The 21,437-nt window shown below is 73.0% G+C and carries 29 protein-coding genes and 1 riboswitch; of the genes, 19 read left to right on the forward strand and 10 right to left on the reverse strand.

The genetic code is table 11. The features are described from left to right. Position 1: 1 nt before the first annotated feature. The 4 genes from AB0B41_RS12905 (at position 2) to AB0B41_RS12920 (ending at position 3,932) form a co-directional block, all read left to right on the forward strand. Complete coding sequence (locus tag AB0B41_RS12905) at positions 2-2,305, forward strand: hydantoinase B/oxoprolinase family protein (protein WP_358202287.1); 2,304 nt, start codon at positions 2-4, stop codon at positions 2,303-2,305. Between the two features lie 187 nt (positions 2,306-2,492). After that, positions 2,493-2,813, forward strand: coding sequence for an SH3 domain-containing protein (locus AB0B41_RS12910; RefSeq protein ID WP_358202289.1), 321 nt, complete (start codon positions 2,493-2,495; stop codon positions 2,811-2,813). A gap of 187 nt (positions 2,814-3,000) precedes the next feature. Then, complete coding sequence (locus tag AB0B41_RS12915) at positions 3,001-3,669, forward strand: gamma carbonic anhydrase family protein (protein WP_358202291.1); 669 nt, start codon at positions 3,001-3,003, stop codon at positions 3,667-3,669. A gap of 119 nt (positions 3,670-3,788) precedes the next feature. Beyond that, a complete protein-coding gene (locus AB0B41_RS12920; RefSeq protein WP_358202293.1) occupies positions 3,789-3,932 on the forward strand; it encodes a hypothetical protein in 144 nt (47 codons plus the stop codon). Between the two features lie 224 nt (positions 3,933-4,156). Here the strand turns inward: AB0B41_RS12920 and AB0B41_RS12925 are convergent, their stop codons facing one another. Both AB0B41_RS12925 and AB0B41_RS12930 read right to left on the reverse strand, forming a co-directional pair. After that, positions 4,157-4,378, reverse strand: a complete 222-nt coding sequence (locus AB0B41_RS12925; RefSeq protein WP_358202295.1) for a hypothetical protein — start codon at positions 4,376-4,378, stop codon at positions 4,157-4,159. 544 nt (positions 4,379-4,922) lie between these two features. Further along, positions 4,923-5,111 carry a hypothetical protein gene (locus tag AB0B41_RS12930; protein ID WP_358202298.1) on the reverse strand — a complete coding sequence of 63 codons (189 nt, stop codon included), beginning with the start codon at positions 5,109-5,111 and terminating at the stop codon, positions 4,923-4,925. A 184-nt stretch (positions 5,112-5,295) separates the two neighbouring features. Here AB0B41_RS12930 and AB0B41_RS12935 point away from each other — a divergent pair, with 184 nt between their 5' ends. Next, positions 5,296-6,759: a hypothetical protein gene (locus AB0B41_RS12935; protein WP_358202300.1), complete on the forward strand. Its 1,464-nt coding sequence runs from the start codon at positions 5,296-5,298 to the stop codon at positions 6,757-6,759. Further along, on the forward strand, positions 6,756-7,253 hold the full coding sequence (locus AB0B41_RS12940) for an SCO family protein (RefSeq protein ID WP_358202302.1): 498 nt from the start codon (positions 6,756-6,758) through the stop codon (positions 7,251-7,253). Before AB0B41_RS12935 ends, AB0B41_RS12940 begins: the two co-directional genes overlap by 4 nt. 4 nt (positions 7,254-7,257) lie before the next feature. Here the strand turns inward: AB0B41_RS12940 and AB0B41_RS12945 are convergent, their stop codons facing one another. After that, entirely contained in the window at positions 7,258-8,199 is a 942-nt protein-coding gene (locus tag AB0B41_RS12945; protein ID WP_358202304.1) for an AraC family transcriptional regulator, read from the reverse strand. A gap of 103 nt (positions 8,200-8,302) precedes the next feature. Further along, positions 8,303-8,368, forward strand: a riboswitch (guanidine-III (ykkC-III) riboswitch). Positions 8,369-8,382: 14 nt separating this feature from the next. On the opposite strand from AB0B41_RS12945, the gene AB0B41_RS12950 reads away from it, so the two are divergent. After that, positions 8,383-8,697: an SMR family transporter gene (locus tag AB0B41_RS12950; protein WP_358202306.1), complete on the forward strand. Its 315-nt coding sequence runs from the start codon at positions 8,383-8,385 to the stop codon at positions 8,695-8,697. Positions 8,698-8,749: 52 nt separating this feature from the next. Beyond that, complete coding sequence (locus AB0B41_RS12955) at positions 8,750-9,829, forward strand: PLP-dependent cysteine synthase family protein (protein WP_358202308.1); 1,080 nt, start codon at positions 8,750-8,752, stop codon at positions 9,827-9,829. Between the two features lie 7 nt (positions 9,830-9,836). Here AB0B41_RS12955 and AB0B41_RS12960 read toward each other — a convergent pair whose 3' ends face one another. The 3 genes from AB0B41_RS12960 to AB0B41_RS12970 all read right to left on the reverse strand — a co-directional run bounded on the left by AB0B41_RS12960 (position 9,837) and on the right by AB0B41_RS12970 (position 11,756). Next, positions 9,837-9,986 carry a hypothetical protein gene (locus AB0B41_RS12960; protein ID WP_358202310.1) on the reverse strand — a complete coding sequence of 50 codons (150 nt, stop codon included), beginning with the start codon at positions 9,984-9,986 and terminating at the stop codon, positions 9,837-9,839. An 88-nt stretch (positions 9,987-10,074) separates the two neighbouring features. Beyond that, complete coding sequence (locus AB0B41_RS12965; protein WP_358202312.1) at positions 10,075-11,268, reverse strand: cation:proton antiporter; 1,194 nt, start codon at positions 11,266-11,268, stop codon at positions 10,075-10,077. Positions 11,269-11,402: 134 nt separating this feature from the next. After that, positions 11,403-11,756, reverse strand: a complete 354-nt coding sequence (locus AB0B41_RS12970) for a GNAT family N-acetyltransferase (RefSeq protein ID WP_358202314.1) — start codon at positions 11,754-11,756, stop codon at positions 11,403-11,405. Between the two features lie 42 nt (positions 11,757-11,798). Between AB0B41_RS12970 and AB0B41_RS12975 the strand changes: the two genes are divergently transcribed. Next, on the forward strand, positions 11,799-12,485 hold the full coding sequence (locus AB0B41_RS12975; RefSeq protein ID WP_358202316.1) for a DUF899 family protein: 687 nt from the start codon (positions 11,799-11,801) through the stop codon (positions 12,483-12,485). A gap of 16 nt (positions 12,486-12,501) precedes the next feature. On the opposite strand, the gene AB0B41_RS12980 is transcribed toward AB0B41_RS12975, so the two are convergent. Both AB0B41_RS12980 and AB0B41_RS12985 read right to left on the reverse strand, forming a co-directional pair. Continuing rightward, entirely contained in the window at positions 12,502-12,930 is a 429-nt protein-coding gene (locus AB0B41_RS12980; protein WP_358202318.1) for an SRPBCC family protein, read from the reverse strand. A gap of 157 nt (positions 12,931-13,087) precedes the next feature. Next, positions 13,088-14,107, reverse strand: coding sequence for a GlxA family transcriptional regulator (locus AB0B41_RS12985; RefSeq protein WP_358202320.1), 1,020 nt, complete (start codon positions 14,105-14,107; stop codon positions 13,088-13,090). 192 nt (positions 14,108-14,299) lie between these two features. Here AB0B41_RS12985 and AB0B41_RS12990 point away from each other — a divergent pair, with 192 nt between their 5' ends. The 4 genes from AB0B41_RS12990 to AB0B41_RS13005 all read left to right on the forward strand — a co-directional run bounded on the left by AB0B41_RS12990 (position 14,300) and on the right by AB0B41_RS13005 (position 16,992). Beyond that, on the forward strand, positions 14,300-14,938 hold the full coding sequence (locus AB0B41_RS12990; RefSeq protein ID WP_358202322.1) for an HD domain-containing protein: 639 nt from the start codon (positions 14,300-14,302) through the stop codon (positions 14,936-14,938). Between the two features lie 81 nt (positions 14,939-15,019). Continuing rightward, on the forward strand, positions 15,020-15,988 hold the full coding sequence (locus AB0B41_RS12995) for an NADP-dependent oxidoreductase (protein WP_358202324.1): 969 nt from the start codon (positions 15,020-15,022) through the stop codon (positions 15,986-15,988). 133 nt (positions 15,989-16,121) lie between these two features. Then, positions 16,122-16,727 (forward strand): hypothetical protein, encoded by a 606-nt coding sequence (locus tag AB0B41_RS13000; protein ID WP_358202326.1) that lies wholly within the window; start codon positions 16,122-16,124, stop codon positions 16,725-16,727. Positions 16,728-16,803: 76 nt separating this feature from the next. Further along, a complete protein-coding gene (locus tag AB0B41_RS13005) occupies positions 16,804-16,992 on the forward strand; it encodes a hypothetical protein (RefSeq protein ID WP_358202328.1) in 189 nt (62 codons plus the stop codon). Between the two features lie 327 nt (positions 16,993-17,319). Here the strand turns inward: AB0B41_RS13005 and AB0B41_RS13010 are convergent, their stop codons facing one another. Together AB0B41_RS13010 and AB0B41_RS13015 are read right to left on the reverse strand one after the other, a co-directional pair. Continuing rightward, entirely contained in the window at positions 17,320-17,484 is a 165-nt protein-coding gene (locus AB0B41_RS13010; RefSeq protein ID WP_358202330.1) for a DUF6307 family protein, read from the reverse strand. 32 nt (positions 17,485-17,516) lie between these two features. Beyond that, positions 17,517-17,954: a DUF5994 family protein gene (locus AB0B41_RS13015; protein WP_358202332.1), complete on the reverse strand. Its 438-nt coding sequence runs from the start codon at positions 17,952-17,954 to the stop codon at positions 17,517-17,519. Between the two features lie 459 nt (positions 17,955-18,413). On the opposite strand from AB0B41_RS13015, the gene AB0B41_RS13020 reads away from it, so the two are divergent. The 6 genes from AB0B41_RS13020 to AB0B41_RS13045 are packed head-to-tail and all read left to right on the forward strand — an operon-like array spanning position 18,414 to position 21,437. Further along, a complete protein-coding gene (locus tag AB0B41_RS13020) occupies positions 18,414-19,316 on the forward strand; it encodes an acyl-CoA desaturase (RefSeq protein ID WP_358202334.1) in 903 nt (300 codons plus the stop codon). Positions 19,317-19,329: 13 nt separating this feature from the next. Continuing rightward, positions 19,330-19,821, forward strand: a complete 492-nt coding sequence (locus tag AB0B41_RS13025; protein WP_358202336.1) for an Asp23/Gls24 family envelope stress response protein — start codon at positions 19,330-19,332, stop codon at positions 19,819-19,821. Beyond that, positions 19,818-20,468 carry a hypothetical protein gene (locus AB0B41_RS13030; RefSeq protein ID WP_358202338.1) on the forward strand — a complete coding sequence of 217 codons (651 nt, stop codon included), beginning with the start codon at positions 19,818-19,820 and terminating at the stop codon, positions 20,466-20,468. The genes AB0B41_RS13025 and AB0B41_RS13030 overlap by 4 nt, the downstream gene beginning before the upstream one ends. After that, complete coding sequence (locus tag AB0B41_RS13035) at positions 20,465-20,653, forward strand: hypothetical protein (RefSeq protein ID WP_358202340.1); 189 nt, start codon at positions 20,465-20,467, stop codon at positions 20,651-20,653. Before AB0B41_RS13030 ends, AB0B41_RS13035 begins: the two co-directional genes overlap by 4 nt. Beyond that, positions 20,650-20,895: a hypothetical protein gene (locus AB0B41_RS13040; RefSeq protein WP_358202342.1), complete on the forward strand. Its 246-nt coding sequence runs from the start codon at positions 20,650-20,652 to the stop codon at positions 20,893-20,895. The genes AB0B41_RS13035 and AB0B41_RS13040 overlap by 4 nt, the downstream gene beginning before the upstream one ends. Next, positions 20,892-21,437 (forward strand): DUF6286 domain-containing protein, encoded by a 546-nt coding sequence (locus AB0B41_RS13045; RefSeq protein ID WP_358202344.1) that lies wholly within the window; start codon positions 20,892-20,894, stop codon positions 21,435-21,437. Before AB0B41_RS13040 ends, AB0B41_RS13045 begins: the two co-directional genes overlap by 4 nt.

A 21,437-nucleotide genomic window follows, 5' to 3' on the forward strand; every position in this document is an offset into this window, starting at 1 on the left:
GATGACCATGCCGATCCCCGGCTCGGAGGCCTTCTCCAGCCGCCCCGTCGACCCCGACGAGCTGGCCCGCTCGCTGCCGTCGTCGCTCCCGGTGCACAGCGTGAGCCAGGAGCAGATCGACGCCCTCGACCCGCTCACCTACGAGGTCATCCGGCACCGGCTCTGGTCGGTGACCGACGAGATGGGCGAGGCGCTCAAGCGCATGTCCGGCTCGCCGATCGTCACCGACGCCAACGACTTCGACTTCGCCATCTCGGACGAGCTGGGCCAGGAGGTCCAGGTCGGCCTCTACAACACGATGCTCGTCGGGGCCGTGGACCTGGCGATCTACTGGACGCTGCGCAACCGGGCCGACAACCCCGGCATCGAGGCCGGCGACATGTTCCTGTGCAACGACCCGTGGGTCGGCGGCGGACTGCACCAGAACGACGTGATCGTCTACCAGCCCGTCTTCCACGACGGGAAGCTCTTCGCCTGGACCAGCGCCATCGCCCACCAGCCGGACCTGGGCGGCGTCGGCCTCGGCTCGTTCTCCCCGGCGGCGCAGGACGTCTTCTCCGAGTCCCTGCCCACCCCGCCGGTCAAGGTCGTGCGCGAGGGCCGGCTGCAACGCGACGTCGCCGACCTCTGGGTGCGCCGCTCCCGCGTCCCGATGCTGGTCGGGCTGGACCTGCGGGCCAAGATCGGCGCCAACAACGTCGGCGCCGAACGGCTGCACGCCCTGATCGCGCAGTACGGGCCGGACACGGTCAAGGCCGTGATGAAGCGGATGATGTCCGACGCCGAGACCCGCCTGCGGGACAAGCTCTCCGCGCTGCCGGACGGCTCGTGGACCGCCACCGGCTACCAGGACCAGTCCCACGAGGGCGACCGGAACCTGCACAAGATCACGGTGACCACCACGAAGACCGGTGACCGGCTGACCTTCGACTTCACCGGCACGGACCCGCAGGCCGGGGTCATCAACTGCACCTACGCCGGCATGCGCGGCGGGGTCATGCTCGCACTGCTGCCGATCCTGGCCAACGACATCCCGTGGTCCGCGGGCGGGCTGATGCGCTGCTTCGACCTGGTCGCCGAGGAGGGCACGCTCAACAACGCGACCTTCCCCGCGGCCGTCGGGCGCGGGCCGATCGGGCCGGCCTGGCTGACCGGCAGCCTCATCGCCGAGTGCCTGTCGCAGATGCTCGACCGGGACCTGGAGCTGGGCAAGAACGTCCAGGCCACGTGCTGCGGCACCTGGGACACGGCCGTGATCGCCGGGCTGGACGAGCGCGGCGAGCAGCCCGCCCCGTTCCTCTCGATCATGATGGAGCCGATGGCCGGCGGGTACGGCGCCCGCCCGCACGCGGACGGCGTCGACACCGGCGGGCTGTTCTGCATCCCGATGGGCCGGGTGCCGGACGTCGAGATGACGGAGTTCCTCTACCCCGTCCTCACGCTGTGGCGGCGCGAGGTGCCGGACTCCGGCGGGCCCGGGCGGCACCGCGGCGGGCTCGGCGCCTCGATCGCGATCACCCCGCACGGCACCAGCCTCCCGATGGGCCTCGTGCTCGCGAGTGCGGGCAAGGCCGTGGCGCAGAACGCCGGGCTGTCCGGCGGACACCCCGGCAACAGCGGGCTCGACGTCGTCGCGCGGCAGAGCAGGGTGGCCGAGCTGCTCGGCTCCGGCCGGATGCCGTCCTCGCTGGAGGAGGTCGGCGACACGCTGGAGCCCGGGCAGAACTACGCGTCGAGCTACCTGGCGCCCGGCGAGGTCTTCGCGATGACCTGGCAGGGCGGCGGGGGCTACGGCGACCCGCTGACCCGCGACCCCGAGGCCGTGGCCCGGGACCTGCGCGAACAGAAGATCACCGCCGACGCGGCGACCGGCGTGTACGGCGTGGTCCTCGCGGACGGGACGGTCGACCCGGTGGCGACGGCGGCCGAGCGGGAACGGCTGCGCGGGGTCCGGCGCGACCGGTCCCGGGTGGCCGGCGAGACCCGCGGCAAGGCGGACCTGTCGTCGGTCAAGCGGGTCGACGACAACCTCGTCGAGGTCGGCTCCGCGGTCGCCTGCGCGCACTGCGCCGAGATCCTCGGGGACACCGGGGAGGGCCCGCTCGCCCTCGCGGTCTACGACGGGCCGCCCTCCGACGCCGGGCCGCAGATCATCGCGCAGGCGGCCGACTACGTCGACGCGCCCGTCGTGTTCCGGCAGTACAGCTGCCCGTCCTGCTGGACGGCGCTGTCCTCCGCGGTGGTCCCGGCCGACCACCCCGGCCGGGCCGCCACCCTCGGCCGGCTCACGGTCACGGCCGGCTGACCGGCGGGTGGGCGAGCGGCGCTCCCTCCCGCTCGCTCACCCGTTCCGCCCCTGCCGTCCACCGTTCGGGGGCCTCCGCGTCCCCCGGGGCGTCGGCCGATCACCCGGTCCCGGCGGCCGGCACGCCGCAGCACCCTTCGGGAGACCCCGGAACCACCGGGCAGACGCCACGAAGGGACCCCTGACGATGAACACGCGATTCGCGGTCGCCGCCACCGGCGGGCTCGCCGTCCTCGGACTCGTCGGACTGGCCGGTGTGGCCGGGGCCGCCGAGCACACCGACCCGACCGGGCTCATCCTCGCGCCGACGACCTCCTACTCCAGTCCGTCGACGCAGTCCGCACCGGTCCGGGAGCTCGCACCCGGGACCGGGGTGCAGACCATCTGCCACACGGAGGGCGAGACGCTGACCGGCAACCCCAACTGGTTCCGGATCTCCGGCCCCCACGGCTCGGAGTACGTGCACCGCAGCGCGATCTCCGCCGCACCCGTGTTGCCGCACTGCTGACGACGGGCATGGGTCCGTGAGGCCGAGGGCCTCGCGGACCTTGTCGTGTGCACCGGGCCCGAGGACAATTTCCGACCCGCACGGGCACGTTCGTCGGGAGGCCATCATGGGCGAGGAGTACCAACCGCTCCCACGGCCGGTGGGCCGGCACGCAGTGTTCGTCCGGCACCGGTTGCACAGTCCCGTGGTGGCGCAGTCCGCCTACATCGCCCCCAACGCCGTGCTGTGCGGGGACGTCACAGTCGGCCCGCACAGCCGGGTCCTCTTCGGGGCCGTGATCACCGCGGAGGGCGGGCCGGTCGAGATCGGGGCCCACTGCGTGATCATGGAGAACGCCGTGGTGCGCGGCGTCGCCCGGCACCCGACCCGGCTCGGCGACCACGTGCTCGTCGGGCCGCACGCCTCGCTGACCGGCTGCGTGATCGAGGGCGACACCCGCATCGCGACCGGCGCGGTGGTGTTCAACGGCGCCCGCCTCGGGGTCGGCGCGGAGCTCGACTTCCACGCCGTGGTGCACGTCAACACGGTCGTCCCGGCCGGGACGGCGGTGCCGATGGGCTGGTTCGCCGGCGGCGACCCGGCCGAGCTGGTCCCGCCGTCGGACCGGGACCGGATCCGGGAGCTGATGGGCCCACTGGACTACGCGGGCACCGTCTTCGGGATCGGCGGCACGGCGACGCCGATGCAGGACATCGCCCAGCGCTACGCCCGCGCCCTCGCCCTGCACAACCGGGACGTCGTGCTCCTGCCCAGCCAGCGCGACCTGCTCGCGCACGAGCCGGAGGAGGAGGGCGAGGACGTGCGGCCCGCGGGCTCGTCGCGCGGGAAGATCGCCGTGGACCACCGGTTCCTGTAGAGCGGCTGTCCCCCGATCGCCCGACCCGGCGCTCCTCCGGCGCATCCGTCGTCGGGCCGACGGTGCGGGGCCGCGATCGGGAGCAGGGTTCTCCTCAGCAGCGAACGAAGGAGAATCCGATGACCGCCACCGCCACCCTCACCCGCCCGGCCCCGCAGGACCGCCGCGACCGGCAGGACGAGCAGGTCTCGTCCACCTGCCCCGGTGCCCCGCGAGCCGCCCTCCGCCTGCAGCGCCGGCTCGTCGCCCGGATGGTCGGCTGACCGCTCGTGCGTGGCCGTCAGCTCCGACCCGCGGCCACGGCCGTACGGGCGGCACGCTCGGGGGAGCACACGCCACCTGCACCGGAGTTGTGCCCCATGGTCGGTGGACGAATGGACTCCCGCACCAGACATTCCACCGCCGGACGAGGACCGTCGCCGTGCCTGGCAGGAGCCGTGTGCCACGGCTGCACCGGTCGACCCACCCGATCACGGACGCGTCGCGGTCAGCGGCGGAAGGCCTGCTCCAGGGCGTCGAGGGCCAGCAGCACGGCCGGGTAGTCCGGGCGGTAGGCCAGCGCGGGGACCGGGGTGACGGTGCCGCCGGAGAAGGCCGGCAGCTGCGCGAAGACCGGGTCCCCGGCCAGCTGCTGCGCGGTCGGCCCGCCCAGCTCCAGCACCTGCAGGTTCGGCGCGTCGGCGACCCGGGCCAGCAGTTCCGGGCTCACCTCGAAGGAGTCGCCGGTGCTGACGACCCGGGGGTCGTCCGCCTTCTGCAGGACCGGGTCGAGGCTGAAGCCGAGCTCGCGCAGCAGGCTGGGGTAGGCGGCGGCGGGCGGGACCAGGGTACTGCTTGCCGCCGGGCAGGGAGAGGTAGACGGCCGTGGGTCCGGCGGGCGGGGCGAGGGCGCCGCGGACCTCCGCGAGGCGCTTCTCGTACGCCTCGACGAGCGCGGGCACCCGGTCCTGCGCCCCGACGACGTCGGCGATGGCGGCGAGCCCGCCGGAGAGGACCGCGATCCGCGTCGGCCGCGTGGGCACCTCGACCGGCCCACTGCCCACGTCCCGACCGTCCGGGTGGCCGGCGGTGCCGGCTCCTCGGACGCTCCCCGCCGCATGCCACCAGCACCGTTCCCACCAGCAGCATCGCGACCGCCGCCCGCACCGCCCTCATCGCGTCCCCCTCCGAGGTAAAGCCAGCCTCACCTCAGCGAGAGGATCACGGATGCGGGTTCGTCCACAAGATCCGATTCCGGAAGAACAGCCGGCGGGTCACGCGGCATGGGCGAGCCGCGTTCCCTGTGCGGGGAAGGCCAGCACCTGGGCCGTCGGTTCGGGTTCCCATGGTCGGTGCGTCACCACGGCGCCGCAGCCGCGGCAGCGGCACGGCCGGGTGGCGAGCGCACCCGCGGGGACGGTGACGATGGCGGTGCAGGTCGGGCAGAGCGTCGTGGTGAACATGGTGTGCCTCCTGGTCCGGGTCCTCGCAGGTGAGACTCCGGTCCGGGCCCCGACTCATCGGCGCGGGCCGTGTTCCCGGAACGCCTTCTCCGGGTTCCCGGATCGACGGTCCGGCGGCCCGGGGAGCGGCTAGCGTCCGGCGCGGCGGACCGCGGTGCGGGCGGCCGCCGGAGGGAGTACGGCGATGTCCCACGGGGTCCTGACCCGCGAGCAGCTCGGGCACCTGCGGCACTGGGACAACCTGTCCCGGCAGCTGCCCAACGACTGGTCGCTGATGCAGGGCAAGGGCGTGAGCCAGGACGACTTCGGCGGCTACCGCTTCCAGCTCGCCTACATGGTCTACGGGCTCGCCCTCACCCACCGGCACCGGCTGCCCGCGGCGCCCGGCCTGTTCGCCCCCACGATCCGCCGGCTGATCGAGAAGCTGCTCATGCCCGAGGTGTGGCTGTACTGGCGCGACGTCTCGCGCGGCGGCTCGGTGTTCAACGCCCACCTCTCCGACGGGCTCACCGAGGAGTGGGACCCGGTCGTGCGGGACAACATCATGTACTCGGCGTACGTGCAGTCCTGCGCCGCGCTGCACGACCAGCTCTTCGGCACCGACCACTACGCCACCCCCGGCTCGCTCACCTTCCGGCACTGGTCGTTCTTCTGGGGCGGCCCCGAGAAGCGGTTCGCCTACGACCGGGACTCGCTGACCGAGCACCTCTACTGGCTCATGGTCGAGAGCGGCTACCTCGGCGTCGCGTGCGAGCCGAACTGCGTGTTCCAGATCTGCAACCAGCCCGCGATCCTCGGCTTCCGGCTGCACGACCAGATCACCGGCGGCACCCGCGCCGACGACGTCGTGGCCGGCTACGAGAAGGCCTGGGCCGACTTCGGCCGCCTCGACGAGGCCGGCCACTACGCCATGATGATCTCCGAGGACACCCGGGAGGTGCGCCCCAACGAGCGCCCGTCCCCCTGGGTCGACGCCTGGTGCGGCGCGCTGATGAACACCTGGAACCACGACTTCGTGCACCGGCACTACCGGCGGCAGGTCGCCGACTTCCTCGAACCCGGGCCCGACGGCACGGTGTCTGTGCCGTCCGCGCCCGCCCGGCAGGTCATGGGCCAGGAGATCGTGTCCGACACCTGCGACTTCGGCTGGGTCGCGGCCTGGGCCTCCGAGATGGGCGACCGGGACACCCTCGACGGCCTGCTCGCGCACGCCGACCGGTTCATGGCCCCGGCCTGGCGCGACGGCGGCCTCTACTACCCGCGCAACGACACGCCGTCGGACGCCGACGGGCGGCGCACCGAGATCGAGCCCATGTCCGGGAACGTCCTGCTCGGCTACGCGCGGCTGAACGTCGCGGACGGCCTGCGGCGCATCTATCAGCAGCCCTGGCCGGCGGGCCACCACGACGCGCCCCGGCTCGCCGCGGTGGACCGCGACGTCGAGGTCAGCCGCGCCGAGGTCGTCGACGGGGTGCTGCACGCCCGCCTGCGCCGCGACCGCACCGTCCCCGGCGAGGGCACCGTCACGCTGGCGGGCCTCCCGCCGGGAGCGCGCCTGCGCGTCGACGGCACGGAGGTCACCCCGCGCACCCCGTCCGTGCTCGCCGTGCCGGACGGCGCGGCCGTCGACCTGGTGGCCGCGCCGTGACCGCCCCGCCGATCCGCGCGACGTACTCGCTGGTCGACCACCACGGCACCCCTGTCACCGAGCGGTCCTACCGCGACCGCTGGCAGCTGGTCCAGTTCGGGTTCACCTCGTGCCGGATGGTCTGCCCCCGTGCCCTGGCCAAGCTCGACGACGTGCTCGACCGGCTGGGCGGGGCGGCCGCGGCCATGGTCCCGCTGTACGTCACGGTCGACCCCGAACGCGACACCCCGGAGCGCCTGAAGGCCCATCTCGGGGCCACGCACCCGCGGTTCACCGGGCTCACCGGGACCGCGGCGCAGACCGGCGACGCGGCCGCGTCCTTCCGGGTCTTCACCCGCCGCCGCGACACCCCGGCGGGCCACGAGGTGCAGCACACCGCGATGACGTACCTGCTCGACCCCGCCGCGGCCCCGGCCCGGTACTGGCCGGACACCCGGGACGCGGAGAGCATCGCCGCGGACCTGACGGCGGTGCTCACCGCCGCGCGGACCTGACCGATCAGGCGGAGGCGACCGGCGGCTCGCCCGGGCGGGCCCAGGCCCCGGGCGCGACCCCGTACCGGCGTCGGAAGGCCCGGGTGAACGTGGTGGTGTCGGCGAACCCGCACCGGGCGGCGACGGCGGCGACCGTCGGGCGGTGCTCCCGGCCGAGCAGGTGGGCGGCCCGTCGCAGGCGCTCGTCGCGCAGGAACGTCGCGGGCGGCGGCTGTCCCGCCTCGGCGAACACGCGCGTGACGTAACGGCCGGAGACACCGAAGCGCCGGGCGATCGTGTCGACGGACAGGCCGGGATCGGTGAGGTTCTCCAGGACGAACCGCTGCATCGTCGCGGCGAGGGCGACCGGGCCGGTCGGCAGCGTCTCGGTGCCGCCGAGCGAGCCGAGCAGCGCGTCGAGCATCTGCAGCACGGCGGACGACATCCGGGCGGCCGACACCGCGTCCAGGCCGTGGACGGTCTGCTCGAGGGTGCCCGCGGTGGCGGCCAGCACGCGCAGGGCGGGCGTCGACCCCGGGATCGTCCGCGCGAGACCTGCGGCGACGGCGGCCTCGTCGAGCTCGGCGCACTCCCCCGTCACCTGCAGCGTCAGACAGGAGGTCGACGCCTCGCACTCGAGGGACAGCCGCTCGCGGCTGCGGTACAGCACGGCCTCGCCGGCGACCGCCCGGGCGACCCGCCCCGCCTGCGCGACCCGGACCGCGCCGCTGCGCTGGATCGAGAGGAAGAGCGTGTCCGGCGCGTCGTCCACCGACCCGGACCGGGTCATCCGGCACGGGTCGGCCGCGATCCGGGACAGGCCCAGGCGGGTGTCGAGCCCGCGTCCGACGATCTCGCCGCGGAACCCTGCGGGCCCCGCGGCCGGCGGCCGGACCCGGAGCGGGACGAAGCTGGTCTCGGCGATCGCGCTCCACTCGTCGAACGAGGAGGCCGCCGCCGAGAACATCCCGTGATGCTAGCCCGGTCCGCGGCCCCCCCGGCCGTGATCGGCGCGGGTCAGACCGGTCACGACCGGGGCCCGACGAGCACGGACGTTGCTATCGTCGATCGCGGACCCGCCTCCTGCGGACTCCCCGGACGAGCGCGTCGTACCCGGCACGACAAGACGACGCCCTCCCGGAGGTGTGTCATGGCGTGGATCGTCCTCGTCGTCTCGGGTGTCCTCGAGACCGTCTGGGCCGCGGCGCTGGCCCGCAGCCGCGGGTTCACCGCGCTCCTGCCGTCCGTCACGTTCCTCGTGGCGCTGGTCCTGAGCATGGCCGGCCTCGCGTACGCACTGCGGTCGATCCCGGTCGGCACCGGCTACGCGACCTGGGTCGGGATCGGCGCCGTCGGCACCGCGCTCTACGGCATGGTCGCCCTCGGCGAGCCCACGACGGCGGCCCGGCTGCTGTGCCTGCTCGCGATCGTCGCCGGCGTGGTCGGGCTGAAGTTCCTGCACTGAGCGTTGCCCTGCCCCGGCTCCCGGTGGGCGGACCGGCGGATACGGTTCCGCGGTGGCGGTGGAACGGGCGGGCACGGACCGGCTGTGGGTCGACGAGGCCGTGCGGCGCGTGGAGGCGGACGCGAACCGCTCCGCGGACACCCACCTGCACGTCCTGCCGATGCCCGCCGACTGGGGCGTGGACGTCTATCTCAAGGACGAGTCGGTGCACCCCACCGGCAGCCTCAAGCACCGCCTGGCCCGCTCGCTGTTCCTGCACGCCCTGGTCAGCGGGCAGATCGGGCCGCACACGACGGTCGTCGAGGCCAGCTCCGGGTCCACCGCGGTGTCCGAGGCCTACTTCGCGCAGCTGATCGGCGTGCCGTTCGTCGCGGTGCTGCCGCGCTCGACCAGTCCGGAGAAGATCGCGCTGATCGAGCGGTACGGCGGCCGCTGCCACCCCGTCGAGCACGGGGCCGGGATGTACGCCGAGGCGGAGCGGCTGGCCGCCGAGTGCGGCGGGCACTACCTCGACCAGTTCACCTACGCCGAGCGGGCGACGGACTGGCGCGGCAACAACAACATCGCCGAGTCGATCGTGGCGCAGCTCGCGCGGGAGCGGTACCCGGTGCCGGAGTGGATCGTCGTCGGGGCGGGGACCGGCGGGACCTCGGCGACGATCGGCCGGTACCTGCGCTACCGGCGGATGCCGACGCGGCTGGCCGTCGTCGACCCGGAGAACTCGGCGTTCCTGCCGGGCTGGGCGAGCGGAGCGGCGGACTACGCCACCGGGACGCCCGGCCGCATCGAGGGGATCGGCCGCCCGCGGATGGAGCCCAGCTTCGTGCCCGGGGTGATCGACCTGATGCTGCCGGTGCCGGACGCGGCGAGCATCGCCGCCGTCCGCCACCTGCACGAACGCACGGGGCGGTTCGCGGGCGGCTCGACCGGGACGAACCTGTGGGGCGTCTACCACCTCGTCGCGCGGATGCTGGCCGACGGCGTGCGGGGCAGCGTGGTCACCCTGATCTGCGACGGCGGCGAGCGCTACCGGCACAGCTACTACGACGACGGCTGGGTCGCGGCGCAGGGCCTGGACCTCGCGCCCCACACCGAGCGGATCGAGCGGTTCCTCGCGACCGGAGCGTTCTAGCCGGCCCTCACGGGCCGCGGTGCCAGTCGTTGGCGACGTCGAGGTCGTGCAGCAGCCGGGCGAGGGTCTCGTCGTCGTAGGGACCGGTCGGTGCCGGACGCTCGGCGCTCGTCGGCACCTCGCCCGGGGCGGTGGCGGGTTCGTGCGGCTGTGTCATCCGGTGCTCCTCGGTCGGGCTGGCACGGACGCCCACGAGCCTGCCCCGCCCGCAGTCCCCGCGATAGGGCCGGAGGGACCCGGAGCGGTCAGGGCGAGGGTGCGTCGCGGCGGGGGCTCTCCTCCGCGGCCGGCCGGTGGATCGACACGGCCAGGGTCGGCAGCACCAGGACGGTGAGCACCGCCGCGCCGACGAGCGCGGCGGCGTTCTCCGGCAGCATCGTCCCGTTGCGCAGCCCGATCTGGGCGAGCGCGACGACCAGCGGCAGCGCGGTGGCCGTCACCAGTGCGGTCTGGACCCGCTCGCGCAGGGACAGCACGCCGAGGTAGACCAGCAGGGCCGGCAGCCCGCGGAGGGCGACCATGAGCCCGAAGAAGAGCGCCAGGCGCAGCGGGGCCTGGGCGATGGCGTACAGGTCGATCGTCATGCCGGAGTACACGAAGAAGATCGGGATGAGGAAGCCGTGCCCGGCCACGTCGAGCTTCTCCTCCAGCACCGGCGCGCTCGGCCCGGCCCAGCGCCGCAGCACCATCCCGGCCAGGAACGCGCCGAGCACGGCGTCGAGGTGGAACCGCTCGGTGACCGCCAGCAGCAGCACGAGCAGCAGCACCGTGAACCGCAGCGTCAGCTGGCTGGTCTCGTGCTGGCGCTCGGCGAAGACCCGCGCCAGCCGCCCACCCGGCCGCATGACCCGGGACGCGACGGCGAGCAGCACCGCGAGCACGGCCACCGCCGCCAGGGACAGCAGCGCGACGAACCGGTTGGCGATGCCGAGGAACACCGCGATCGCGAGGATCGGGAACAGCTCGCCGGCCGCGCCGCCGGCCATCAGGTACCCGCCCAGCCGGCCGCGCAGCATGCCGTTCTCGCGCAGGACCGGCACGAGCGTGCCGAGGGCGGTGGTGGTCATCGCGAGGGCCACGGGCACGAACGCCCGCACCAGCCCCAGCCAGGTGAGCAGCCCGACGGCCCCGAGCGCGAGCAGCAGCGACACCGTCCACGCCAGCAACGCCCGGCGCCCCGCGTCCTGCCGGTACAGCCGCTGGTCGAGCTCGTAGCCGGCGAGCAGGAACACGAACCCCAGACCCAGATCGGCGAGCGGCTCGACGGGCGCGGGCGCCGCCAGGCCGAGCACCTGCGGACCCACGACGATCCCGCCGGCGAGCAGGAGCACCACCTGCGGGATGCGCACCCGGGGGAACAGGCCGAGCAGCAGCGGGGCGAGCGCCGCGACGACCGCGATGGCGAGCAGGCTGTCGAGGGCGCTGCCGACGTCGTTCACCTACCGGATCTCCTTCGCCGACGGAGTCGTTCACCCACCTGTTCGCCGGAGACCCGCCACGCGCAACCCTCGGGTACCCGGTGCGGGCATGATCGCGCGGTTCGCCGCTCCGGTCGAGAGGACCGGGGCGGTCCTCAGGCGCCGGGCAGCCGCTCGGAGAGCTCGACGACGTCGCCCTGCGGGTCGCGGGCGGGCACCGGTGCGAGCGTCATGAAGGTGCTGTGCGGGTCGTCGGTGTAGCCGACGAAGGGCGGGCACGTCACGAACCCCCGCCCCGCGTAGAGGGCCCGAGCCGGCGCGAAGAACTCGTGCGTGCCGGTCTCCAGGCTCAACCGGGTCAGCCCGCGGGCGTGCGCCTCGGCGACGATGTGGTCCACCAACGCGGCCGCGACCCCCTTGCGGCGGTGCGCCGCGGCGGTCCGCATGGACTTGATCTCGCCGTGTCCCGGCTCGTCCTTCCGACCGCGGGACCGATGAGTCCGCGGCACACGACAGGTCTGCCCCGGGAGTAGCGATTCGGAGGAGGAACCATGACCGCGTCCGCACTGCCGCCCGTCGTCGACGCCGCCACCTGGGAGAAGGAGCTCGCCGCGCTGCGGGTGCGGGAGAAGGCCGCGACCCGCGAGCTCGACGCCATCGCCGCCCAGCGCCGGCGGCTGCCGATGGTCGAGATGCCCGACTACGTGCTGGAGGGCGCCGACGGCCCGGTCCGGCTCGTCGACGTCTTCGGCGACGCCCCGCAGCTGATCGTCTACAACCACATGTGGCACGACGGCGAGGAGTGGCAGTGCGGCGGCTGCACCGGCTTCACCTCGCAGTTCACCCGCCTCGAGGGCCTCGCGAAGTTCGACGCCCGCTTCGTGGTCGTCACCCAGGGCCCGATCGACGAGGCGCTCGCCTACCGGCGCCGGGTCGGCAACACCATGGACTGGTACTCGACGGCGAACAGTTCGTTCGGCTCCGACGTCGAGGCCCCGCCCGGCGGCGGGTTCGCGGTCAACGTGTTCCTGCGCGACGGCGACACGGTCTACCGGACCTGGCACACCAACGGCCGCGGCACCGAGCAGCTGAGCTACCTGTTCGGCCTGGTCGACCTGCTGCCGTACGGCCGGCAGGAGGTGTGGCAGGACTCGCCGCAGGGGTGGCCGCAGGGTCCGACCTACAGCCGCTGGGTGGGGTCGGAGGAGATCGCAGCGGCCTACGGGCCCACCGGCTGAACGGGCAGACCGCTGCTCAGCTCACCGACGACTCCGCTCGTCGCTTCAACCCCTCGGCCTCGAGGTCGACGTAACGACGGACGGTGCGCACCATCAGCCGCCAGGCCGGCCCGGCGAGCGGGCCGGTCTGGGCGAACCGGAGGACGAGGGTGCACCCGTCGGTTCCGGGTCGGATCTCGTGGTCGCCCACGGAGTGCAGGCCGGGGGCGCGCGAGGTCCAGGTGAACGACCGGCCGGGCTCGACACGGGTCACGGTCCACACCGCCGGCGGCAGGCGGGGCTGCCGCACCCGGATGCGCTCCCCGACGCGGAGCCCGCCGTCGACGGTGCGGCGCACGGAGGACATCGAGGGGGTCGACGCCGGCCAGGCCTCGACGTCCTCGAGCACCGCCCACACCCGGTCCGGCGGTGCGGCGACCGCGATCGTCCGCTCGTAGGAACCCATGACCTCATCCTGCTCGCGGCGGCTCCGGGGGCAAGCGGTCCGGGCGCCCGGGTCTCCTGTCGACGATCACCCGACCCGAGCACGTGTCGCACATCGACGACGCCCTCGGTCTACCCCCTGACGGAGGACGACCACCGCTGTGTCCTCGCGTGCTGCGCTATCCGACGCGGTGCCCTGAGTTCGACGGCTGTTCCGCGGTGGCGCGGCGAGCGGTGCCGAAACGGCGCTGGTAGGCCGCGGGGCTGATGGACAGCTTCTTCGCGAAGACCCGGCGCATGCTCTCGTAGCTGGGGAATCCGGCGAGAGCCGCCGCCCGTGTCGCGGTGTGCCCCTGGTCGAGCAGCGCCCTCCCCATGTCGAAGCGGATGTTCTCCACGTAGCGGGCCGGGGTGGTGGACAGCTCGTCGTGGAAGAGCCGGGTGAGTTGCCGGGTGCTGACGTTGAGGTGTTTCGCGAGCTCACCGAGTGAGTGGTCGCCCTGGGGGTCCGCCGTCACCAGGTCGGTGATCGTCCGCAGGGCCGGCGAACGGGGTGGCGGACCCTGCAGCGGGGCGGAGAACTGAGACTGGCCGCCCGACCGCTGCATGTAGACCACCAGGGCGCGTGCGACGTCGCGGGTCACGTCGGGCCCGTGGTCCTCTTCGACGAGCGCGAGCGCCAGATCGATCCCGGCGGTCACCCCCGCCGAGGTGTACGTGGTGCCGTCGCGGACGTAGATCGCGTCGGGTTCGACGCGGCACGTCGGGCACCGGGCGGCGAGCTCATGGGTCACCTTCCAGTGCGTGGTCGCGCGCTTGCCGTCGAGGAGGCCGGCAGCAGCGAGGACGAACGCGCCCGTGCAGATCGACGCGACCCGGCGGGCGCCGGCCGCCGGGACCCGTGCGGCGTCCGCCAGCTCCCGGGGCACGGGTGTCCGCGGATAGAGGCTCGAGCCGGCCACCACGTACGTGCCCGCTGCGGGCTCGGCGGAGACGGCGCCGTCGACCGCGACCCTGAACCCGAGGTTCGACGTGACGTCCTCGCCGGTCGGCGACAGCAGCACGACCCGGTAGTCGGCGCCGAACCGGTTCGCCTCCGTGAACACCTCCGCCGGGCCCGCGACGTCCAGCAGCGTCACGCCGTCGTAGACGAGGAACGCGACGCGGTGCGGAGCGGAGTCCGCGGCGGACGAGGCCACCTGCTCTTGGTAGCACAACGCGATCGGGCAGGAGCTCACGCCGATGCGGATCAGTCGTTGTGCGAGCCGCGGCCGCAGGGGGAAGGAGACCGTCCTGATGTGAGGGGTTCCTGGCCGGACGAAGGCAGCGCGGAGCGTGCGGTGGTCGGCAGCATCGAAGCCGGACCATCACAGGAGGAAAGCGCAGAAGCCATGTCAGAGGTCATCGCGGGCGTGCAGATCCCCGAGACGGCGGCAACCGCCGAAGCCGCACGTCTCATCCAGGAGACGACCAGCCCGCTCATCTACCACCACTCCCGCCGGGTCTTCGTCTTCGGCCGGCTCCACGCTGACCGGCTCGGCCTGGCACCTGATCCCGAGCTTCTCTACCTGGCCGCCCTGTTCCACGACGCCGGTCTGGCCACGCCCTTCTCCGAGGTGGAGCAGCGGTTCGAGGTCGACGGGGCCGACCACGCGCGCACGTTCCTGCTCGAACGGGGCTTCTCCCCCGCGGCCGCCGAGACCGTGTGGACAGCGATCGCGCTGCACACGACGCCGGGAATTCCCGACCGCATGGGTCCGGAGATCGCCGCCACCTATCTCGGCGTGCTGACGGACGTGCTCGGCTTCGGTCTCGACGGCCTGGACCCCGACCAGCTGGCGGAGACACTCGCCGTTCACCCGCGCGACGACTTCAAGAACGAGTTCCTGCGCGCCTATCACGAGGGGCTGAAGAACCGTCCGGAGACGACGAACGGGACCGTGAACTCCGACGTCCTCGAGCACTTCGTCCCCGGTTTCCGGCGCACGACCACCGTCGAGCGGATCCTCGGCTCGGCCTGGCCGAGCTGACGCACATGAAGGCGCGAGTCTCGTCGGGGGCTCGTCCAGAACACCCCTGCCGGTCGAGTGGCCGCCTGGAAAGGAACTGACATGCACGCCATCACCGTCCGAGACCGCGAGGCCGGTATCGCCGGGCTCGCCCTGACCGACCTGCCCCACCCGCACGCCGCCGAGAACGACGTCGTCGTGCGGGTCCACGCTGCCGGCTTCACCCCCGGCGAGCTCGACTGGCCCGGCACCTGGACCGACCGGGCCGGCCGGGACCGCACACCCAGCGTGCCCGGGCACGAGCTGTCCGGAGTCGTCGTCGAGCTGGGCTACGGCACCACCGGCCTCACCGTCGGGCAGCGGGTGTTCGGCCTCGCCGACTGGACCCGCAACGGCTCCCTGGCCGAGTACACCGCCGTGGAGGCGCGCAACCTCGCACCCCTGGCCGCCGACATCGACCACACCGTGGCGGCCGCACTGCCGATCTCCGGGCTGACCGCGTGGCAAGGGCTGTTCGACCACGCGCAGCTCACCACCGGGCAGACCGTGCTGATCCACGGCGCCGCCGGCGGCGTCGGGTCGATCGCCGTCCAGCTCGCCCGGGAGGTGGGAGCCCAGGTGATCGGCACCGGACGGGCCGACGACCGCGACGTCGTGCTCGACCTCGGCGCACAGGCGTTCCTGGACCTGGACGCCGACTCGTTGGACGGGGTCGGCCACGTCGACGTGGTCCTCGACGTGATCGGCGGCGACGTCCTCGAGCGCTCGACCGCCCTCGTGCGCCCCGGCGGCACCCTCGTGACCATCGCCGAGCCACCCGCCGTGCAACCCGACGACGGTCGCGCCGTCTTCTTCGTGGTCGAACCCGATCGCGCGCGACTCGCCGACCTGGCCCAGCGGCTCCGGGACGGCCGCCTCAAGCCCATCGTCGGCGACGTCCGTCCACTCGTCGAGACGCCTGCCGCCTTCGCCCGCCACCGGCGCACGCCCGGCAAGACGATCATCCAGATCGCGAAGGATGACCCGACGGTGGTTGTCGCCGTCCCACGGCACGACGACGCGCCTGCATGAACCGGACCGGGTGGGCCGGCGCTGCTGTGGTGCATGGCACACCGTCAGGGTCTATCGCCTCCTGTCAAGGGCGCGAACGTTGCGCGAGGGTGTGGTGGTCCCACATCGTGGTGGGGCGGCGAGGAGGCTCCCGATGTACGCGCGGGTCAACACCATATTCGGGCTGCGAGCCAAGATCGGGTCCGGCGTCGCCGACATCGAGGAGTCCGATCGCGGGGCCGTCGAGTCGGCGGACGGGAATCAGGGCCTGACCACACTCGTCGACCGGGAGGGCGGCGTGATCGTCGCGATGTCCTACTGGGACGATCCGCAGCGTTCCTCGGAGGTCGTCCTGACCCGCGCCCGTGAGAGCGCCGCGGTCGCGGCGGGTGGCGAACTGGTCGCCGAGAGCTTCGAAGTCGTCGATGCCGACCGATCCGCGGTTCCCGATCCGGGTGCGTCGGTGCGGATGACCCGTGTGCAGCTCGAGCCGGCGAAGGTCGACGCCGGGCTGGCCTTCGCCCAGGACGAGCTGCTGCACCGCATGTCCGCCGCCCCCGGTCTCTGCAGCTCCGAGCTGCTCGTCGATCGGGAGCGCGGCAGCCTGTTGCTCGTGACCACGTGGACGGACCGGGATGCGGCGGACCGCGTCGACGCCCTCCTCGAGGAACTGCCCGTCGACGCCGCGGTGCGAGCCGGAGCAACCGTTCCCCGGTCCGAGTCGTACGTGCTGGTCCGGCAGTCCGCACGCTCCGACTGACACGCTCCGACTGACCTCGCGTGGCACCGCCGCGGTCCGCGAGACCTCCGCACCCGCCGACGCGCCGAAGGAGGCGATGATCGTGCTCGAAGAGCTGCGGATACAGATCACGGCGACCCAGGAGCGCCTCGTCGCCGCTGTCGAAGACGATCAGCCGTATGAGGCAGCGCGGCACCGCGCGCGCCTGGAGGACCTCATCGAGATCGCTGCCCGGCACGACATCGACGTCAGCGCCTGGGTGGATCGAACCCTGCTGCGTGACTGACTGCGACAGAGCGGATCCGTACGACGAGCGGTATGGGGTTCATCGCCCCGCTGGATGGGCGGAGCGACGCCGGCGCACGAGCCCGTGCAGTGCCCGCGACTGTCGTCGCGCCGGCTCGCTGTGGGTGGTGGCGGCCTCGAGCAGCCGGAACATCTCGGATGCGTCGCATCCCTGGTACACCGTCGCGCCACGTGCGTCGGTGACGTGGTTCTCGCCGCCGGCAGGTGTGTTGTGCCAGGGCAGCGGGTGCTGTTGCGCCGCGGTGGCCGCGGTGTCGGCGTGTTCTCCGCGCGACCGTCCTGCCCGTGACCCGGTGGCGGGCATCGTCTACCGCACCCGCTCGGGGATGTGGTCGAGCGCGTTCAGGATGAGGACGGCGAGCTCACCGGCGGCGGCCCTCGTCAGGGGCGAGTTCGCCGCCACCGCGTCGGTGACGAGCTCCACCCGGCGCTCGTAGGGGGTCTGGCGTCGATCGGTCGACGCAGTGGTCATGGTGCGCCTCCGTGGTGTCGGGATGCGGGATGTCAGGCGGCGGGGACGGCTGCGGTCAGCAGCTCGTCGATGCTGTCGGCGTTGCCGTCGGTTCCCGCGGTTCCCAATGCTGAGGACGCGGCTCCGTCTGCCGTGTCGGGTGGGATGACGAGCAGCGTGACTCGGTGTTGCTCGGCGAGCACGTCCACAGTGTGTGCGGTCTGGGAACGGAAGCCGCCCAGCCGGACGCGGGTACCGCCGATGTCGGCCTTGCGATCCGCGGGGTCCCACTCGGTCAGCCGGTAGCTGATGCGTTCGACGGGGCCGAGGCGCTCGACCAGGGCCGGGAGCAGGGCGGCGAGTTCGCCGACGAGATCACGCGAGTGCGGCCACCAGGCACCGTCGACCTGCCCGGTGACCACCGGGCCGACCGGCTTGACCGACAGTCGGAGCCGCTCGCCGGACGGGGCAGGGCCGGACCCGGCGTTCATGGCGGAGCTGGATGAGATGGGTGCCGATGTCATATCGGTGTCCCCGTTCCCGAGCGAGAGCACTCGGCACCGGATTTCGCAGAGGCCGACGTCGGCAGACCGCTGACGTACTGGAAGAACTCTGTGACGCAAGACTACACCGTCGAGCAGTGCGGAGGGGACCATCAGACCCCCGGGAGCGCGGCGTGCCCCGCCGGAGCGATCTGAGGCGACAACTTGCTGGTTGGCGCGGCCCTGCCGGGGGTACCCAGGAGGCGAAGGCCGCGTCGTACCACCTGTTCGTACCGACGGCGGGCCTGGCCCGCTCCGGACCCTGGCGGGCGGGCACCTGGTAGCTGCCAGCGTGTCGCCGCCCACGTCCAGGAGCGTCGAGTCAACGTGACCACCACCCACATCCTCCCCTCACCACCCGGCCCGCACGATCCTTCCCCTGCTCCACCCCGGCCGGTCGGAAAGCCCGTGTACGCAGATCGGCGCCCGCGTGGTGAGGCCGCGCTGGTCTACGTCTTCACCCTCATCCCGATGCTCGCTCTCGTCGCCGCCGTGCCGCTGGCCTGGGGGTGGGGACTGTCCTGGCTCGACGTCGGCCTGACCGTCGGCTTCTACTACCTGTCGGGGTTCGGGGTCACCGTCGGGTTCCACCGCCACTTCACCCATCGCGCGTTCAAGGCCCGCCGTGGGCTGCGCAACGGCCTCGCGATCGCCGGCAGCCTGGCCATGCAGGGAGATGTGATCACATGGGTGGCCGATCATCGCCGCCACCACGCGTTCGCCGACAAGGAAGGCGACCCCCACTCGCCCTGGCTCTTCGGAACCACGCCGGTGGCCCTCGCCCGCGGCTTCTTCCACGCGCACCTCGGCTGGTTGTTCAGCCGGGAGCGCACCAACGCCGAACGATTCACCCCGGATCTGCTCTCCGATACCGCCCTCGTGCGGATCGCGGGGCTCTTCCCCTTGTGGACCGCGCTGAGCCTGCTCGCCCCCGCGGCCATCGGCGGGCTGGTCACCCAGTCCTGGTGGGGCGCGCTCACGGCGTTCTTCTGGGCCGGGCTCGTCCGGGTCGCGGTGTTGCACCACGTGACCTGGTCGATCAACTCGATCTGTCACATGATCGGCGATCGGCCCTGGGACGCGCCGGGCAAGGCCACCAACGTGTGGCCGCTGGCCGTGCTGTCCATGGGCGAGTCGTGGCACAACCTGCACCATGCCGACCCGACCTGCGCTCGTCACGGAATCGGCCGCGGCCAGATCGACATGACCGCCCGCGTCATCTGGGCGTTGGAGAAGCTCGGCTGGGCGTACACCGTGCGCTGGCCCACCACTGCCCGGATCGCACGCCTCACCGCCCGGGCCAGACAGTGAAGAAAGGACAGCCATGAGTGCACCGACCGCGTCCCCCACATCCACACCGGCGACATCGTCGAACGGCGGGTCCTCCGGACTGAGCACCTCGCACGGGCGGACTCTGATCGCCGAGGCTGTGGTGTCGAAGATCGCCGGTCTGGCCGCACGTGAGGTCGGCGGCGTCTACAAGCTGGGAGGCGGAGCTGCACGGGCCTTCGGTGCGATCCGCGAACGGATCCCGGGTGGAACCGTCAACGCCGGGCAGGGCGTCACGGTGGAGGTCGGCGAGACCCAGGCCGCGGTCGATCTGGACATGGCGGTCGAGTACGGCGTGTCGATCGTCGACCTGGCGAAGGCGGTGCGTCGGAACGTGATCACGTCGCTGGAGCGGATGACCGGACTCGAGGTCGTCGAGGTCAACATCAACGTCAACGACGTCCACCTGCCGTCCGACGACGACGGGGGCAGCGACGACGGGGGCAGCGACGACGGGGGCGAGCAGCGGGAGAGGCGCGTGCAATGACCGTGGATCCCAGCTCGGCCCGCCCGCCGCGGGAATCCGCCCGATCCCTTGGCCCCGGGCACGACGTCGACCTCATCGCCGCCGCCGTCACGTCCTGCCCGCTGGTGGCCGGGCTCCATCCCGGGACCTATGGAGAAGTCGCGACCTACCTGCCGGGGCGGCGCCTCCCCGGCATCCGTATCGGTACCGATGCGATCGAGATCCACGTGACCGCGTACCTGGCCGCTGCCAGCATGCTCCAGGTCGCCGCCCACGTCCGGACGGCGGTCGCGCCGTGGGCCGCCGGCAGGCCGGTCGATGTCGTCATCGAGGACCTGCGCCTGCCCGGCGACGAGCCGGAACCGCGACCTCCGGCGGAGGCCGGCTCGGCTGGCCGGCCACCGCGTCCAGGTGCCGCAGCCCTCACCGAAAGCACGCTCCCGTCGTCGAGGGTGACCGGCGACGGCGACGGGATCGAACCCCCGGCCGCCGGCCCGGTCGTGCCGATCGATCCTCCGGCAGGGGCCACGGTCACGGTCGAGGTCGGCAACACCGAGACCGCGGCCACCACCGTCATCACCATCGAGCCACCCAGCCCCACCCCCACCGCCGACGACGGACCCGATCGACGTCGAGCTCGGCCAGAGCACGAGGAGCCCGCGCGATGAACGCAACCCTGCTCGGCACGATCGCCGGGATCGGCCTCGGTCTCGCCGCGGCCTTCGGCGGCCTGGTCGCGTTCGTGGTGGTCCTGATCTTCGGTGTCCTCGGATTCGCGGTCGGCCGCTACCTCGACGGCCGGCTCGATCTGTCCCGGTTCGGCTCCGCCGGCCGGGACCGGACACCCCGATGACCACGGTTGCCCCCGAGCCTGCGCCGGACACGGCACGCGACGCACGGCCCGGTTCGACCGCCCAGACCGCCCTCCGGGAGTATTCGGGCGGTCCTGGGCGGACCACGATCGCCGACAGCGTGGTGGAGAAGATCGCCGCCCGCGCCGTCGGCGAGACCGGCGACGTCGGTGGCGTCGCCGACCGCGTCCACGTCACCACCCGGATCTCCGCCTTGCCAGCGTCGGGCCGGGTGCTGCGGTGATCCGCCGGCCCCGCCGGGTGATCCCGGCCAGCATTGTCGCCGCGATCCTGCTCGCGCTCATGGCGCTCGTCATAGCGTCGTGCGTGCAGGTACTGCTCGGGCAGGCGCCCGTCATCCCCTTCGGTTCGCTGGCCACCCGAGGGTCCGAGCTGACCTGGGCCGACCTGCCCGTCCTGATCGGTGGTGGGGTTCTCGGCGCGCTCGGGGTGATCCTCCTGGTCTGCGCCTGGCTGCCCGGTGCACCGAACGTGTTGTCCCTGGCTGCCGTCGGCGCCGGTACGCAGGCCGGAGCCACCCGACGGAGCGTGCGAACCGCCGTCGTCCGTGCCGCGCGCCGGGTCGACGGGGTCTCCCGCGCCACCGCTTCCGTCAGCCCCGGCCGGGTCCGCGCCACCGTCTCCACCCCTCTGCGCGAGGCCGGGGACCTCCCCGACCAGGTCCGGTCCGCAGTCGGGGAGCAGCTCACCACGATCGCCCTGGAGCGATCACCCACGATCCGCATCCGAGTCCACAACACCCACGCCGACCATCACTGGGAGTAA

The organism is Pseudonocardia sp. NPDC049154 (assembly GCF_040648315.1).
GTDB lineage: Bacteria > Actinomycetota > Actinomycetes > Mycobacteriales > Pseudonocardiaceae > Pseudonocardia.

What these genes read in the sequence shown, in the direction of transcription:
- AB0B41_RS12905 (WP_358202287.1), top strand. Translation starts at nt 2, where the DNA reads ATGACCATGCCGATCCCCGGCTCGGAGGCCTTCTCCAGCCGCCCCGTC.
- AB0B41_RS12910 (WP_358202289.1), top strand. Translation starts at nt 2,493, where the DNA reads ATGAACACGCGATTCGCGGTCGCCGCCACCGGCGGGCTCGCCGTCCTC.
- AB0B41_RS12920 (WP_358202293.1), top strand. Translation starts at nt 3,789, where the DNA reads ATGACCGCCACCGCCACCCTCACCCGCCCGGCCCCGCAGGACCGCCGC.
- AB0B41_RS12930 (WP_358202298.1), bottom strand. Translation starts at nt 5,111, where the DNA reads ATGTTCACCACGACGCTCTGCCCGACCTGCACCGCCATCGTCACCGTC.
- AB0B41_RS12935 (WP_358202300.1), top strand. Translation starts at nt 5,296, where the DNA reads ATGTCCCACGGGGTCCTGACCCGCGAGCAGCTCGGGCACCTGCGGCAC.
- AB0B41_RS12945 (WP_358202304.1), bottom strand. Translation starts at nt 8,199, where the DNA reads ATGTTCTCGGCGGCGGCCTCCTCGTTCGACGAGTGGAGCGCGATCGCC.
- AB0B41_RS12950 (WP_358202306.1), top strand. Translation starts at nt 8,383, where the DNA reads ATGGCGTGGATCGTCCTCGTCGTCTCGGGTGTCCTCGAGACCGTCTGG.
- AB0B41_RS12960 (WP_358202310.1), bottom strand. Translation starts at nt 9,986, where the DNA reads ATGACACAGCCGCACGAACCCGCCACCGCCCCGGGCGAGGTGCCGACG.
- AB0B41_RS12975 (WP_358202316.1), top strand. Translation starts at nt 11,799, where the DNA reads ATGACCGCGTCCGCACTGCCGCCCGTCGTCGACGCCGCCACCTGGGAG.
- AB0B41_RS12980 (WP_358202318.1), bottom strand. Translation starts at nt 12,930, where the DNA reads ATGGGTTCCTACGAGCGGACGATCGCGGTCGCCGCACCGCCGGACCGG.
- AB0B41_RS12990 (WP_358202322.1), top strand. Translation starts at nt 14,300, where the DNA reads ATGTCAGAGGTCATCGCGGGCGTGCAGATCCCCGAGACGGCGGCAACC.
- AB0B41_RS12995 (WP_358202324.1), top strand. Translation starts at nt 15,020, where the DNA reads ATGCACGCCATCACCGTCCGAGACCGCGAGGCCGGTATCGCCGGGCTC.
- AB0B41_RS13000 (WP_358202326.1), top strand. Translation starts at nt 16,122, where the DNA reads ATGTACGCGCGGGTCAACACCATATTCGGGCTGCGAGCCAAGATCGGG.
- AB0B41_RS13005 (WP_358202328.1), top strand. Translation starts at nt 16,804, where the DNA reads ATGATCGTGCTCGAAGAGCTGCGGATACAGATCACGGCGACCCAGGAG.
- AB0B41_RS13010 (WP_358202330.1), bottom strand. Translation starts at nt 17,484, where the DNA reads ATGACCACTGCGTCGACCGATCGACGCCAGACCCCCTACGAGCGCCGG.
- AB0B41_RS13015 (WP_358202332.1), bottom strand. Translation starts at nt 17,954, where the DNA reads ATGAACGCCGGGTCCGGCCCTGCCCCGTCCGGCGAGCGGCTCCGACTG.
- AB0B41_RS13025 (WP_358202336.1), top strand. Translation starts at nt 19,330, where the DNA reads ATGAGTGCACCGACCGCGTCCCCCACATCCACACCGGCGACATCGTCG.
- AB0B41_RS13030 (WP_358202338.1), top strand. Translation starts at nt 19,818, where the DNA reads ATGACCGTGGATCCCAGCTCGGCCCGCCCGCCGCGGGAATCCGCCCGA.
- AB0B41_RS13035 (WP_358202340.1), top strand. Translation starts at nt 20,465, where the DNA reads ATGAACGCAACCCTGCTCGGCACGATCGCCGGGATCGGCCTCGGTCTC.
- AB0B41_RS13040 (WP_358202342.1), top strand. Translation starts at nt 20,650, where the DNA reads ATGACCACGGTTGCCCCCGAGCCTGCGCCGGACACGGCACGCGACGCA.